Annotated in this window: 13 protein-coding genes; 7 read left to right on the top strand and 6 right to left on the bottom strand. The window is 61.4% G+C overall.

Annotated features, from left to right (window positions below; all coding sequences use genetic code 11):
* The 3 genes from RUH64_RS14360 to RUH64_RS14370 form a co-directional block, all read left to right on the top strand.
* The coding region (locus RUH64_RS14360; RefSeq protein ID WP_313814288.1) for an exodeoxyribonuclease III at positions 1-713 on the top strand (713 nt) is incomplete at its 5' end.
* Positions 714-722: 9 nt separating this feature from the next.
* On the top strand, positions 723-1,730 hold the full coding sequence (trpS, locus tag RUH64_RS14365; RefSeq protein ID WP_313814290.1) for a tryptophan--tRNA ligase: 1,008 nt from the start codon (positions 723-725) through the stop codon (positions 1,728-1,730).
* 2 nt (positions 1,731-1,732) lie between these two features.
* A complete protein-coding gene (locus RUH64_RS14370; protein WP_313814291.1) occupies positions 1,733-2,251 on the top strand; it encodes a 2'-5' RNA ligase family protein in 519 nt (172 codons plus the stop codon).
* Positions 2,252-2,336: 85 nt separating this feature from the next.
* Here the strand turns inward: RUH64_RS14370 and RUH64_RS14375 are convergent, their stop codons facing one another.
* Positions 2,337-3,419 (bottom strand): ATP-binding protein, encoded by a 1,083-nt coding sequence (locus RUH64_RS14375; RefSeq protein WP_313814292.1) that lies wholly within the window; start codon positions 3,417-3,419, stop codon positions 2,337-2,339.
* Between the two features lie 439 nt (positions 3,420-3,858).
* Between RUH64_RS14375 and RUH64_RS14380 the strand changes: the two genes are divergently transcribed.
* Positions 3,859-4,992: an alanine--glyoxylate aminotransferase family protein gene (locus RUH64_RS14380; protein WP_313814293.1), complete on the top strand. Its 1,134-nt coding sequence runs from the start codon at positions 3,859-3,861 to the stop codon at positions 4,990-4,992.
* An 84-nt stretch (positions 4,993-5,076) separates the two neighbouring features.
* On the opposite strand, the gene RUH64_RS14385 is transcribed toward RUH64_RS14380, so the two are convergent.
* The 5 genes from RUH64_RS14385 to sdhC form a co-directional block, all read right to left on the bottom strand.
* Positions 5,077-5,655 (bottom strand): DUF664 domain-containing protein, encoded by a 579-nt coding sequence (locus tag RUH64_RS14385; RefSeq protein WP_313814294.1) that lies wholly within the window; start codon positions 5,653-5,655, stop codon positions 5,077-5,079.
* 137 nt (positions 5,656-5,792) lie between these two features.
* Positions 5,793-6,575 carry a succinate dehydrogenase iron-sulfur subunit gene (locus RUH64_RS14390; RefSeq protein WP_313814295.1) on the bottom strand — a complete coding sequence of 261 codons (783 nt, stop codon included), beginning with the start codon at positions 6,573-6,575 and terminating at the stop codon, positions 5,793-5,795.
* The gene (gene sdhA / locus RUH64_RS14395) at positions 6,575-8,362 is read right to left on the bottom strand and encodes a succinate dehydrogenase flavoprotein subunit (RefSeq protein ID WP_313814296.1); all 1,788 of its coding nucleotides are present in this window, start codon (positions 8,360-8,362) and stop codon (positions 6,575-6,577) included. The genes RUH64_RS14390 and sdhA overlap by 1 nt, the downstream gene beginning before the upstream one ends.
* Before the next feature lie 42 nt (positions 8,363-8,404).
* Complete coding sequence (locus tag RUH64_RS14400) at positions 8,405-8,848, bottom strand: succinate dehydrogenase hydrophobic membrane anchor subunit (protein ID WP_313814298.1); 444 nt, start codon at positions 8,846-8,848, stop codon at positions 8,405-8,407.
* A gap of 2 nt (positions 8,849-8,850) precedes the next feature.
* On the bottom strand, positions 8,851-9,264 hold the full coding sequence (gene sdhC / locus RUH64_RS14405; RefSeq protein ID WP_396276040.1) for a succinate dehydrogenase, cytochrome b556 subunit: 414 nt from the start codon (positions 9,262-9,264) through the stop codon (positions 8,851-8,853).
* 257 nt (positions 9,265-9,521) lie between these two features.
* Between sdhC and RUH64_RS14410 the strand changes: the two genes are divergently transcribed.
* The 3 genes from RUH64_RS14410 to RUH64_RS14420 all read left to right on the top strand — a co-directional run bounded on the left by RUH64_RS14410 (position 9,522) and on the right by RUH64_RS14420 (position 14,556).
* The gene (locus RUH64_RS14410) at positions 9,522-10,634 is read left to right on the top strand and encodes a mannose-1-phosphate guanylyltransferase (protein WP_313814300.1); all 1,113 of its coding nucleotides are present in this window, start codon (positions 9,522-9,524) and stop codon (positions 10,632-10,634) included.
* Positions 10,635-10,795: 161 nt separating this feature from the next.
* Positions 10,796-13,018 (top strand): choline BCCT transporter BetT, encoded by a 2,223-nt coding sequence (gene betT / locus RUH64_RS14415; RefSeq protein ID WP_396276042.1) that lies wholly within the window; start codon positions 10,796-10,798, stop codon positions 13,016-13,018.
* The gene (locus tag RUH64_RS14420) at positions 13,015-14,556 is read left to right on the top strand and encodes an aldehyde dehydrogenase family protein (protein ID WP_313814302.1); all 1,542 of its coding nucleotides are present in this window, start codon (positions 13,015-13,017) and stop codon (positions 14,554-14,556) included. Before betT ends, RUH64_RS14420 begins: the two co-directional genes overlap by 4 nt.
* The last annotated feature ends 7 nt before the right edge of the window (positions 14,557-14,563 follow it).

The raw sequence follows: 14,563 nt of genomic DNA on the forward strand, positions 1-14,563 counted from the left end.
ACGTCGACATCCTGTGCCTGCAGGAGGTGCGCGCACCGGACAAGGTGCTGCGCGAGCTGATCGGCGATGGTTGGCACATCCTGCATGCCGAAGCCAAGGACAAGGGCCGCGCCGGAGTGGCAGTGCTCTCCCGCGTTGAGCCGGTGGCGGTGCGCGAAAACATCGGCGACGAGTACTTCGCCGACGCAGGCCGCTGGGTGGAGGCGGACTTCGATGTGAACGGCGAAATCTTCACCGTGGTCTCCTGCTACGTGCACTCGGGCGAACTGGGCACCCAGAAACAGGATGACAAGTACCGCTTCCTGCAGCGCATGACCGACTACCTGCCAGCGCTGGCAGCAGAAAAGGACCACGTGCTGGTGGTGGGCGACCTGAACGTCGTGCACACCGAGAAGGACATTAAGAACTGGAAGCCGAACCACAATAAGCGCGCCGGCGTGATGGACGAGGAGATCGCCTACTTCGACGGCTTCTTCGGTGCCGTGGGCTACAAGGATGTTGCCCGGCAGCTGGCCGGCGACACGCAGGGGCCCTACACCTGGTGGTCCTACCGCGGGCAGGCCTTCGACAACGACGCCGGCTGGCGCATCGACTACCACATGGCTACCCCGGGCCTTGCAGACAAGGCGATCAAGTCGCACGTCGACCGGGCATCGAGCTATGACCTGCGCTTCTCCGACCACGCACCGCTGGTCGTCGACTACCAGTTTTAAGGAACATTAATGAAATCCCGCGTACTTTCGGGCATGCAGCCTTCGGGCGATTCACTCCACCTGGGCAACTACCTCGGCGCGCTGGTCAACTGGGTCAAGACCCAGGACGAGTACGACGCGTTCTTCTTCATCCCGGATATGCACGCAATCACCGTGCAGCAGGATCCCGCAGAGTTGCGCGCCCGCACCCGCAAGACCGCGGCGCAGTTTATTGCCGGCGGCATCGACCTTGAGAAGTCCACGCTGTTCGTGCAGTCCCAGGTGCCGGAGCACGCCCAGCTGGCGTGGGTGCTCAACTGCCTGACCGGCTTCGGCGAGGCAAGCCGCATGACCCAGTTCAAGGATAAGTCGGCCAAGGGCGGCTCGGACGCCGCCAGCGTCGGCCTGTTCACCTACCCGATCCTGATGGCAGCGGACATCCTGCTCTACCAGCCGCAGGGCGTGCCGGTGGGCGACGACCAGCGCCAGCATGTGGAGCTGGCCCGCGACCTGGCCAAGCGCTTCAACCACCGTTTCGGCGAGACCTTCACCGTGCCGGAGGCGTTCATCCCGAAGGAGGGCGCGCGCATCTACGACCTGCAGAACCCTACCTCCAAGATGTCCAAGTCTGCGGAGTCGCCGAACGGCCTGATCAACGTGCTGGACGAGCCGAAGCTGATCGCCAAGCGCATCAAGTCGGCGGTGACCGATGCCGGCACCGTGATCGCCTATGACAAGCAGGAAAAGCCAGGCGTTTCCAACCTCCTGGACATCCTGGCGGCGGTGACCGAACGCCACGTGCCTGAGCTCGTGGAAGAGTTCGACGGCAAGATGTACGGGCACCTGAAGGTGGCAGTGGCCGACGCTGTCGTCGAACGCCTGACCCCGATCCGCGAACGCACCCTTGAGCTGCTGGACGATCCTGCAGAGCTGGACCGCCTGCTGCTCGCCGGCGCTTCCAAGGCCCGCGAGGTGGCGTCCAAGACCGTGGCAGATGTCTATCAGAAGGTCGGCTTCCTGCCGCCGCTGGGTGTCTAGTGATGAGCGTTGAATCCCGGTTTACCCTGGGCGTAGTGATCCCGGTGCCGCAGCCGCACCGGGACACCCTGCGTGCCTGGCGCCGGGAATTCGGGGGAGAAGCCACGGAGCCGATTGCCCCGCATATCACCCTGGTTTCGGGGTCCTACCTGAACACCTGGGAGCGGGCGGCGGCTCAGGTGCGCCGCGTGGCGCAGCAGGGTTCGCAGTTCTCCGTCCGCCTGGGTGCGGCGCTGACGTTCAGGCCCGCCAGCGAGGTGGTGTATCTTCCGCTGGAGTCGGGCACCGAAGAGTGCTGGGCGCTGCACCGAGCTTTGCTGGGCGATGCCCTGCGCCATGAGTCGGGCTTCGCCTACCATCCGCACCTGACCATCGCGCAGAACGTGCCGGCCGACCGGCTGGACGCTGCACAGGCGGCGCTGCACGAGGTCGATCTGGAATTTACCGTGGAATCGATTCAGCTATTCGACACCGCCAGCGGGCAGTGGAATCTGAGCGAAGAATTGCCCCTCGGAAAATGAGGAAACGCCGGCTTCTGGGCCGGCGTTTCCCTATTCATGCCATTGGTGGGCCTGCTCGGCGCAGCCCTCCCTTGGCTGGCGGACGTTAGGCCAATGGAACCTTGACGTCGCTTCCGCCTTCTTGGGTGATGCGATCACGCATCTGGTTCACCGTAGGTTCTGAAATGAACCCGCCGGCAAAGAGCCCCTGTCCCTGGGCGAAGTACTTGGCCTGGTTCAACAGTTCGGTCGGCACGAACCCGAAGACCTCGCCGATCTCGGCCAGGTCGCGAGGGGAATTCACGCGCATCAGGCCGAGATTGTCGCACTGCGAGAGCACGTTCGGGTGGATCTTTGTAGGACGCTGGGTGGACAAGAACAGCCACAGCCCAAACTTTCGGCCCTCGGCGGCGATCTGAATGAGCTGTTCGGTCAGAGCCTTTTCTACAGGTGTCACCGGATTCGGTGAACACAGATTGTGTGCCTCATCGATGACGATGAGCACCGGCTTGCGTTGCTGGCGGGTGGCCCAAAGATGTTCCAACATGCCGAGGGCCGCAACCTTTGGCTCATCATGATGTCCAAACCCGCCCAAATCCATCACCGTGACGCGGGGACGAGATTCGATGATGTCAGTTGCCGAGGCTGCGCCCCGCGACCAAAGACCCCAGTCCAGCACCTGAAGATTCTCGACCCTGTTGGCCAAGCGGATCTTTCCCGGATCCCCTGAGCCGCGAAGGGTTGAGATTAACTTGTCGTCGTCGAAGTCGTATTCAGTGCCGTCCAAGTGCACCAAGACGTTGTATTCTTCGGCGTCCAAAACCGGGTCAAGCTGAAGTATCGCCGCCTTGGAAGCTACCGAGAAGTCGGTAAAGCGGATTTGCAGCCGTGGCCCTTCGGCGGAGGTCGTGTTCAAGATATGCATCGAAGCATCCTTGATCTTCTGTGCTTCGTCGGCGTCTGCCTCGGGGCGGATTCCCTCTAGCTTTGTAAAATCAGCGTTGGGATCCATGACGAGGATTGGCAGCTGGGTCTTGAGGATCAGCTGTTCCAAGACCACGCCGAGTGCATAGGTCTTGCCCGAGCCGCTCTGGCCGCACCAGAAAGTATGACGGTTGAACTTAGAGGCGTTCAGCTGCACCTGTCCGTCGTCGTCTCCTACGGGCGTTCCGATACTCAGCGGCTGCATACTCTATTTCCTTTGATTCACTGGGCGGGACGATCACCCCGCAACTCTCAATCAGAATCTTATGTCGCACGGCGTAAAAAGTGGCTGGTTGTGCGTTGTTTTCACGCGTCATCTTCGTGAAATCACCAACAATCGAATGGGAGCGAGCGAGGTCGTACTCAATTCATCAACGGGGCATTACGTGTAAGAACTACGTAATTTCTGAGCTCGCCCGCCAACAACGCCGATTCGGTGTACCGACAGCAAGCGCCCGCACAGGCAAGCGATGACTAGTCGTTTTATTCAGGTACGAAAACGCGATGTCGTCACGTTCTGAACGGTGGCGTCCAAGATCTGGGCCAACTGGGATTTGCATACCAAAGTTGGCAGAATTAGACGTAGCGCACGTTAGCGCCCACGGGACCCCTCTTTATGCGGGGCAAGCTTTTGGAGAAGATGCATGAATTTACCACATGACACTATTGATCCGGATGGACTGCTTGAATACTCGGTGGTGTTCACCGACCGCTCGCTGAACCACATGTCCCAGCGATTTGTCGGCGTCATGCAGCAGCTACTTGAAATTCTGCGTGAAGCATATGACGCGAACAGCGTCGCAGTGGTCCCCGGCGGCGGCAGCTATGCCATGGAAGCTGTGGCTCGCCAGCTCGCGGACAAGCAGCGTGTCCTCGTGGTCCGCAACGGCCTGTTCTCCTACCGCTGGTCGCAGATTTTCGAGTCGGCGGGCAATGCGGCTGAAGTTCTGGTGGCACCGGCGCGTGCCGAGAGTGACCAGCCGCAGGCCGCTTTCGCTCCGGCGCCCATCGAAGAGGTCACGGCATTGATCCGCGAGCAGCGTCCAGCAGTGGTGTTCGCACCTCATGTGGAGACGGCCGCCGGCATCCAGCTGACCGACGAGTACATTGCAGCACTGGCCCAGGCGGTGCACGAGGTCGGCGGTGTGATGGTCCTTGACTGCATTGCTTCGGGTGCTTCATGGGTCTCGATGAAGGCGACCGGCGTCGACGTGCTGATTTCGGCTCCGCAGAAGGGCTGGAGCGGCACTCCCTGCGCCGGCTATGTCATGCTCAGCGAGGCGGGCGCCGCAAAGGTGCAGGCAACCACGTCAAGCAGCTTCGCGCTGGATCTGAAGAAGTGGCTGTTCATCGCCGACGAGTACGTTGCCGGCCGTGCGCCGTACCACGCGACCATGCCTACCGACTCCCTGGCTCACAATGCTGAACTGATGGAAGAAGCCCGGCAGATCGGTTTGGACAAGCTCAAGGCAGCCCAGGTAGAGCTGGGTGCCAAGGTGCGTGCGCTGATGGCCGAGCGCGGCTTTGCCTCGGTGGCGGCGGCGGAGTTCGCAGCCCCTTCGGTGGTCGTCAGCTACACCGATGACCAAGGCATCCGTACCGGTGCGGCCTTCAAGGAAGTCGGCGTGCAGATCGCCGCTGGCGTCCCGCTGCACTGCGGCGAGCCGGAAGACTTCTCCAGCTTCCGGCTGGGCCTGTTCGGCCTGGACAAGCTGGGCGACGTCGACGGCACCGTCGCACGCCTGAAGGACGCGCTGGACCGTGTCGCCTCGAAGTAGGTAGTGCTTAAGGCGTCCGTTTCCTTTAGGAGACGGACGCCTTTGTCGTACCTGCCACGGCGGCGCCGCGGGCTGGATCGGGGATTACTGCACGTTAGCGTTAGCCCCGGGGGAGTCCAGATCAGTCAGGTCGGGAGACACCGCCCGATCGATGCTTTCACGCAGGATGTCTGCATGGCCCGCGTGGCGGGCTACCTCGGCAATCAGATGCTGCCACACCCAGATCCCGGAGACCGAGTCGCCGACACCGGGCCACCTCCGGTCGCCCAGGGGAACCCGGACGTCGACATCGAACAGGCCCAGCCCGTCGGCGAGAATAAAGTCGATGCAACGGTCCAGCTGACGTTGGACGTCTTCGACAGGGGTTCCGGACAGATCCTCCAAGCCCTCATGCATGCGCATGAATCCCAGCTGGGCGCTGATGCCCGGGTAATGCTCCACCGGGACGACGTCGGGCGCCCGCTGGGCGGTGACCAGCCATCCGTGGGCCACCTGGGCGCAGTGCATGGCGATTCCCGAGAGCGACAGGGCACTGGCGGTAGGGTGGGAAGCCGCCTGTTCGGTGGTGAGACCGTGTAATGAGGCGCGTACCTGGCGCAGCTCGTGAATGAGCAGTGCCGGGAGATCGTCATTTGAGTCAACCTTCGGTGGCATCAGCGTCATGAAATACTCCCAGCAGGTGAAGCGGTCATTTATTCCGAGCCTAGACATCGCCTAGCGTGCAGACAACCCCCTGGGGGTGTTAAAGACGATCGGGCCGTTTCCCTCGCAGGAGGAAAACGGCCCGATGGCTTGCGCACTTAGACGGTGCGCGACAGGATTGCCTGCTTGACCTCGGCGATGGCCTTGGTCACCTGGATGCCGCGTGGGCATGCTTCGGAGCAGTTGAAGGTGGTGCGGCAGCGCCACACGCCTTCCTTGTCGTTCAGGATCTCCAGACGCATATCGCCTGCATCGTCGCGCGAGTCGAAGATGAAGCGGTGGGCGTTCACGATGGCGGCTGGACCGAAGTACTGGCCGTCGGTCCAGAACACTGGGCAGGAGCTGGTGCATGCTGCACACAGGATGCACTTGGTGGTGTCGTCGAAGACTTCACGTTCTTCGGCCGACTGGATGCGCTCCTTGGTTGGCTCGTGGCCCTTGGAGATCAGGAATGGCATGATCTCGCGGTAGGACTGGAAGAACGGTTCCATGTCCACGATCAGGTCCTTCTCCAGCGGTAGACCCTTGATTGCTTCAACGGTAATTGGCTTGGAGGTGTCAAGGTCCTTGAGCAGGGTCTTGCAGGCCAGGCGGTTGCGGCCGTTGATGCGCATGGCATCGGAGCCGCAGACGCCGTGGGCGCAGGAGCGGCGGAAGGACAGCGAACCGTCGTGGTCCCACTTGACCTTGTGCAGGGCGTCCAGCACACGGTCGGTGCCGTACATGGTCAGCTTGAAGTCTTCCCAGTAGGCCTCGGCGCTGGACTCAGGCAGGTAGCGGCGAACGCGCAGGGTGATGTTGAAGGTTGGGATTTCTCCGCCGCCACCGACGCCGGCCTTCAACTCAATCTTTGATGGTGGTTCTGGCAGTTCGGTGCTCATTAGTACTTACGCTCCATTGGCTGGTAACGGGTAAAGACAACCGGCTTGGTTTCCATGCGGATACCGGAGATGCCTTCGGTGGTGGCGTTGTAGTCGCGGTAGGACATCGAGTGGACCATGAAGTTCTCATCGTCGCGGTTCGGGAAGTCCTCGCGGTAGTGGCCACCACGGGATTCCTTGCGGTGCAAGGCGGCGGTGGTCATGACCTCTGCAAGGTCCAGCAGGAAGCCCAACTCCACGGCTTCGAGCAGATCCAGGTTGAAGCGCTTGCCCTTGTCCTGGACCGATACGTTCTTGTAGCGTGCGCGCAGGTCCTCGATGACGCCCAGGGCGGCCTTCAGGGAGTTCTCATCGCGGAACACCTGAACGTTCGCATCCATGGTGTCCTGCAGGGTCTTGCGCAGCGCGGCAACGTTCTCGGTGCCGGTGGAGGAAAGCAGGCCGCCGAGCTGGGCGTTGACCAGTGCTTCAGGGTTCTCCGGCAGCTCGACGAAGTCAGCGGTCTTGGCGTACTCAGCGGCGGCGATGCCGGCGCGGCGGCCGAAGACGTTGATGTCCAGCAGGGAGTTGGTGCCCAGACGGTTTGCACCGTGCACCGAAACACAGGCGGTCTCGCCGGCTGCGTACAGGCCCGGGACGATCGTGTCGTTGTCCTGCAGGACCTCGGTTTCGATGTTGGTCGGCACGCCGCCCATGGCGTAGTGCGCGGTCGGATACACGGGAACCGGATCGGTGAATGGCTCGACACCCAGGTAGGTGCGGGCGAATTCGGTGATGTCAGGCAGCTTGGATTCGATGTGCTCCGGCTCCAGGTGGGTCAGGTCAAGCAGCACGTAGTCCTTGTTAGGACCGCAGCCGCGGCCTTCGCGCACCTCATTGGCCATCGCGCGGGCCACGATGTCACGCGGTGCGAGGTCCTTAATGGTCGGTGCGTAGCGCTCCATGAAACGCTCGCCGTCGGAGTTACGCAGAATTGCGCCTTCACCGCGGGCGCCCTCGGTGAGGAGAATGCCCAGGCCTGCAAGGCCCGTTGGGTGGAACTGGAAGAACTCCATGTCTTCCAGCGGCAGACCCGAACGGAAGGCGATGCCCATGCCGTCGCCGGTCAGGGTGTGGGCGTTGGAGGTGGTCTTGAAGACCTTGCCGGCGCCGCCGGAGGCGAAGATGACCGACTTGGCCTGGAAGACGTGCAGTTCGCCGGTGGCCAAGTCGTAGGAGACTACGCCGGCAACGCGCTTCTGCTGGTAGGCAGTGCCGTCTTCGCGGAATGCCTCTTCTTCAACCATCAGCAGGTCAAGAACGTAGTACTCGTTGTAGAACTCAACGTTGTGCTTGACGCAGTTTTGGTACAGGGTCTGCAGGATCATGTGGCCGGTGCGGTCAGCTGCGTAGCAGGCGCGGCGCACGGCGGCCTTGCCGTGGTCGCGGGTGTGGCCGCCGAAGCGACGCTGGTCGATCTTGCCCTCTGGGGTGCGGTTGAACGGCAGACCCATCTTTTCAAGATCGAGCACTGCGTTGATGGCTTCCTTGGCCATGACCTCTGCCGCGTCCTGGTCGACGATGTAGTCGCCGCCCTTGACGGTGTCGAAGGTGTGCCACTCCCAGTTGTCTTCCTCGACGTTGGCCAGTGCGGCGCACATGCCGCCCTGGGCTGCACCGGTGTGCGAGCGAGTTGGGTAAAGCTTGGTTAGCACTGCGGTGCGTGCACGCTGACCGGATTCGATCGCTGCACGCATACCTGCACCGCCGGCACCGACGATGACTACGTCGTACTGATGTACCTGCATTCTAGATGCTCTCTTTTCTAAAAAATCTATTGTTCTTCGGGGTTAGCACTGTGGCAGGGTGCTGCCGGCGACGCATGGGTCGAAGGTGAAGATCACCAGGGTGCCCAGAACAACGATGAAGATCGTTGCCACGTACAGCAGGCCCTTGAGCCATGCGCGGGTAGCGTGCTTCTCTGCGTAGTCGTTGATGATGGTGCGCACACCGTTGGTGCCGTGCAGCATTGCCAACCAGAGCATTGCCAGGTCCCAGAACTGCCAGACCGGATCGGCCCACTTGCCGGCTACGAAGCCGAAGGAGATATCGGAGATGCCGCCGCCGACCATGAGGTTCGAAATCAGGTGGCCGAAGATCAGCACGATCAGTGCAACGCCGGAAAGACGCATGAACAGCCATGCGATCATTTCGAAGCTGCCGCGCGAACGTGGTCCGCGCTTGTACTTTGGATCAAGACGCTGGCTGCGTGGAGCAGGAATAGTAACGCTCATGGTTAGTGGCTCCCGAATGCGATCGACAGGTGACGGATGGCAAAGCCTGCGAAGACAACAGCCCAGAGGATCAAGACGCCCCAGAGCATCTGACGCTGGTACTTGGTGCCCTGCTTCCAGAAGTCAACCAAGATCAGACGCAGACCATTGAATGCGTGGAACAGGATGGCTGCGACAAGGCCGGTTTCACCGAGCGCCATCCATGGAGTCTGATAGGTGCTAATTACTGCGTTGTAGGCGTTGGCATCGACACGCACAAGCGAGGTGTCCAACACGTGAACCAGCAGATAGAGAAAAATAACGACACCGGTGACTCGGTGTCCCACCCAGGACCACATGCCTTCATGGCCGCGGTATAGGGTGCCTGACGAAGTCTTCGACACTGAACTAAACCTCCAAGGCTCGCAACGGCGCATGTGTATATTGCACACAATGAGATTTGACGCACTTGTGCGAGCGTTCCTTTTGTGAGTCTAAACCACTTTCAGGACTTCGATCTATTTCGTGTCCATATCATGTGAGTATGTTCACCGAATCGCGTCAACTATGCGCTAAATGGTCGGAAATCCGCGGAAATTACCGTATGAGATCCTTGCGTATTTGATGTCCATGAATTGCCGTCGCGGGCAGTGATAATAGGGCTCAATCGGGTGTATCAATTACCCTTAGTAGCGTGAGTGAAGATATTTTTTCGCGTTTTTACGGTGTCATTCCAGCCGGCGGTGTAGGTTCACGCCTGTGGCCGCTCTCGCGCGCCTCGGCGCCGAAGTTCCTGCACGATCTAACCAGTTCCGGTTCCACGCTGATCCGTGCAACCTATGACCGGTTGTGCCCGGTGGCCGATGAACGGATCATGGTTGTCACCGGCCAGGCCCACCGCAACGCGGTGCTGGCTCAGCTGCCGGAGCTGGTGGACCTGAACCTGGTGTTGGAGCCCGAGCCGAAGGACTCTGCTGCGGCCATTGGGTTGGCGGCGGCGATCCTTTATCTTCGCGATCCTGAAACGATCATGGGTTCCTTCGCGGCTGATCAGGTGATCGAGCCGGTGGAGGTGTTCCAGGATGCGGTGCGTGAAGCGGTGCTGACCGCTGCGACGGGCAAGATCGTGACCATTGGTATTCATCCAACGCATCCGTCGACCGGTTTCGGCTATATCCAGACCGGTGAGCTGCTGGGGGTTCAGGGGGCTCCGAGTGCCCGCGGTGTGGAGCAGTTTGTGGAGAAGCCTGACGAGGATACCGCCCGCCAGTACCTGGCGAGGGGTGGGTTCTTGTGGAATGCGGGCATGTTCGTCGCGCCGGTGGCGTTGATGCTGCAGCATTTGAAGGCCAATGAGCCGGCGCTGCATGACGGGTTGATGAGTATTGCCCTGGCGTGGAACACGCCCGAGCGTGATGAGGTCATGTCTCGTGTGTGGCCTGGTTTGCCGAAGATCGCTATTGACTATGCTGTGGCGGAGCCCGCGGCGGCCGCGGGGGATGTTGCGGTGGTTCCCGGTGTCTTTAACTGGGATGATGTGGGCGACTTCGCGGCGATTGGCCGGTTGAATAAGGCGCGGGAGGAAGAGGGTGTGACCACGCTGGGTGAGAGCGTGCGCGTGTATGCGGACCAGGCGACCGGTGTGGTTTATGGGGATCGTCCGCGGGTGGTGGCGTTGATCGGTATTGATGATGTGATCGTGGTGGATACTGCTGATGCGTTGTTGGTGACGACGAAGGAGCATGCGCAGCGGGTGAAACAGACGGTGCAGACGCTTAAAGATCAGGGTCGTGTCGACCTTTTGTGATAAGCGCGCCCGCGTTTCATGAAAAAATCTATTTTTCAAGAAACGCGTCTGACTAGGTGATATATAGTCCAAGATGTCAGATCCTGTGATGCATATCATATATATCACTGGTATATCAAGACCTTGATATTGCCTTAAATCCGTTGCTAGGCTCAAACGCCATGAGTACCGAGAATGAATCCGGGATGCGACCCGGGCCAATGATCGAGCATTCACCGAGCGTTGCCGAGCCACGGACCAGAATCAATAAAGTGGTCTTTTTCGGTTCTGCCTTCGGTGTGCTGGCCATTGCGCTCTGGGCCATCTTCGATAAGGAATCCGCCGACACGGTGCTGACCTCCATGGTCACGTGGATCGGCAAGAACTTGGGGTGGTACTACACCCTGGTAGTTGTCAGCGTCCTGTTGTTCGTCGTCATGGTTGCCGCGAGCAAGGTCGGCAAGACCCGACTTGGACCCGACCACGCCCGCCCGACCTTCAACTTCTTCACCTGGACCTCGATGCTGTTCGCCGCAGGCATCGGCATCGACCTGATGTTCTTCTCGGTGTCGGAGCCTGTGACGCAGTACCTCGCCCCGCCGCGCGGAGACGGCTCCACCGCCGAAGCCGCCCGCCAGGCGCTGGTGTGGACGCTGTTCCACTACGGCCTGATCGGCTGGGGCCTGTACGCACTGGTCGGCATGGCGCTGGGCTACTTCGCCTACCGCCACAACATGCCGCTGAGCATCCGCTCGGCCCTGTACCCGATCTTCGGCAAGAAGATCAACGGACCCATCGGCCACGGCGTCGACATCGCCGCGGTGTTGGGCACGATCTTCGGCATCGCCACCTCGCTGGGCATCGGCGTCGCCCAGTTGAACTACGGCCTGTACTTCATCTTCGGCATCCCGGAGAACAACGCCTGGAAGATTGCGCTGATCGGCCTGTCGGTGGTCATGGCCACCATCTCCGTGCTGACGGGTGTGGAGAAGGGCATCCGCCGCCTCTCCGAGCTGAACGTGATCCTGTGCATCATCCTGGTCGGCTACATCCTGGTCACCGGCAAGACCGCGTTCCTTATGGACGCAATGGTCGGCAACGTGGGCGACATGATCGCGCAATTCCCGTTCATGGCGCTGGATACCTTCGCCTATGACCGCCCCGATGCCTGGCTGAACGGCTGGACGCTGTTCTTCTGGGCCTGGTGGATCGCCTGGGCGCCGTTCGTCGGACTGTTCCTTGCCCGCATTTCCCGCGGACGCACCATCCGCCAGTTCGTCTTCAGCGTGCTGATCATTCCGATGGCATTCATCCTGATCTGGATCTCGATCTTCGGCAACAGCGCCATCGAGCTGATCATCGACGGCAACGCCGCCTTCGGCGAGGTCGCGATGAACACCCCGGAACGCGCCTTCTACTCGCTGCTTGAGCAGTACCCCGGCGTGCCGCTGATCGCTGGCATCGCCACCTTCACCGGCCTGCTGTTCTACGTGACCAGCGCCGACTCGGGCGCCCTGGTGATGGCGAACTTCACCTCGCACCTGAAGGACTCCGAATCCGACGGCTCCAAGCCGGTGCGCCTGTTCTGGTCGCTGGCCATCGGCATCCTGACCCTTGCCATGCTGCTGGTCGGCGGCGTGCCGACCCTGCAGGGCGCCACGGTGATCATGGGGCTGCCGTTCTCGGTGGTGCTGGTGTTCGTGATGCTGGGGCTCTACAAGTCGCTACGGGTGGAGTCGGCGCTGGCCAACAGCTACGACAGCTCGCTGCACTCGGTGCTCAGCAGCCGCAGCAGTTCCCTGAGCGACCGCCGCAATTGGCGCCAGCGTCTCTCGCGCCAGGTCAGCTACTCGGGACAGGAGCAGACCGCTGCATTCATCAACGACACCATCAAGCCGGCGCTGCGCGAAGTCTACGAAGAGTTCCTGGCCCAGGGCGTTGACGTCGAACTTGAAATCAAACAGGTCGGCGGCCTGCAGCTGGAGTCGGTGGACCTGATCGTCGTCACCCACCCAGAGCAGCGCTCCTTCAAGTACCAGGTGTACCCGGTGCGGGTGAACATGCCGTCCTATGCCCGGGTGACCACCAGTGCAGATGTGTACTACCGGCTGGAGGTCTTCAACCAGGAAGGCAGCCACGGGCACGACCTCATGGGACTGTCCCAGGAGCAGGTCATCGCCGATGTGCTGGACCAGTACGAAACCCACATGGCATTCATCCACCACCAGTCGATCACCGCCGAACGCAGCCAGATCAATGAGGACGGCTGCACCAAGACCGACTGGGAGCGGGACTTTGAAACCGGAATGATTCCGGTGGTTCCGGCATCAGCCCACGACGTGCTGGATGAAGAAATCGAAAATTTAGACAAGAACGAAAAAGAAACGATGAAGGAGAACTCATGACCGTGAGCAGCGCAGAATCGCTAACCCAGAGCCCGAATCAGCAGTTGCTGACCACCGGAGAGTCAATCTTCATCGACGGCGCCTTCGGCCCGGCGGCCTCCGGGGAAACCACGGGGATCTACTCGCCGGCCGACGGTCGGCAGGTGGCCCTGGTTTCCGCAGGCAGCCAGCAGGATTCCGAGCGAGCCATCGCCGCGGCCCGCAAGGCCTTCGACTCCGGCGTATGGACCTCAGTGCAGGCCCCCGAGCGCGGTGCATTCCTGCTGAAGGTCGCGGCCCGGCTGCGCGAACGCAAGGAAGAATTCGCCACCGCGGAGACCCTGGATACCGGTAAGCGGATCATCGAATCCCGCATCGATATGGATGACATCATCGCGTGCTTCGAATACTTCGGCCGCCTGGCAGGCCAGGATTCGGGCCGCATCGTCGATGCGAACGACGCGAACGTCCTCAGCCGCATCGTCTACGAACCGCTGGGCGTGGCTGCGATGATCACCCCGTGGAACTACCCGCTGCTGCAGGCTGCCTGGAAGATCGCCCCGGCCCTGGCCGCAGGCTGCTCCTTCGTGCTCAAGCCCGCCGAGCTGACCCCGTCCACCTCGATCCTGATGATGGATGTGCTCAACGAACTCGGCCTGCCGGCCGGCGTGGCAAACCTTGTGACCGGCACCGGCTCCAAGGCCGGAGCCATCCTCTCCGAGCACCCGGACGTCGACCTGGTCTCCTTCACCGGCGGCCTGATCACCGGACGCAAGATCGCAGCGGCCGCCGCCGGCACCGTGAAGAAGCTTGCCCTGGAACTGGGCGGCAAGAACCCGAACGTGATCTTCGCCGACGCCGACTTCGACGCCGCCGTGGACAACGCGCTGAACGGCGCCTTCGTGCACTCGGGTCAGGTCTGCTCGGCAGGTTCCCGCCTGCTGGTTGAAGAGAGCATCGCCGAAAAGTTCGTCGATGCGCTGGTGCGCAAGGCAGAACAGATCACCCTGGGCGGCCCCTTCGACCCGCAGTCGGAGACCGGTCCGCTGATTTCCGACGACCACCTGTCCAAGGTCCACGCCTACGTGCAGGGCGGCATCGCCGAGGGTGCCCGCGTCCGCTGCGGCGGACGCAAGGCCACCGAAGAGGACGGTGCGGGACTGAGCAACGGCCACTACTACCTGCCAACCGTGATCGACCAGGTCACCAGCTCCATGAGCGTGGCGCAGGACGAGGCTTTCGGCCCGACCGTGACCGTTGAAACCTTCAGCACCGAAGAAGAGGCAGTCAAGATTGCCAACGACACCGTCTACGGCCTGGCCGGGGCGGTATGGACCCAGGACGCCGGAAAGGCCCAGCGCGTTGCCAACCGCCTGCGCCACGGCACCGTCTGGATCAACGACTACCACCCATACCTGCCGCAGGCAGAATGGGGCGGTTTTGGCCAGTCCGGCAACGGCCGCGAACTTGGCCCAACAGGGCTTGCCGAGTACCAGGAAGCAAAGCACATCTACCAAAACCTGAACCCGCAGGTCACCGGCTGGTTTGCCGAGAAGTAACGAGAAA

Origin of the sequence: Glutamicibacter sp. (assembly GCF_032154645.1) — a bacterium.
Lineage (GTDB): Bacteria > Actinomycetota > Actinomycetes > Actinomycetales > Micrococcaceae > Glutamicibacter.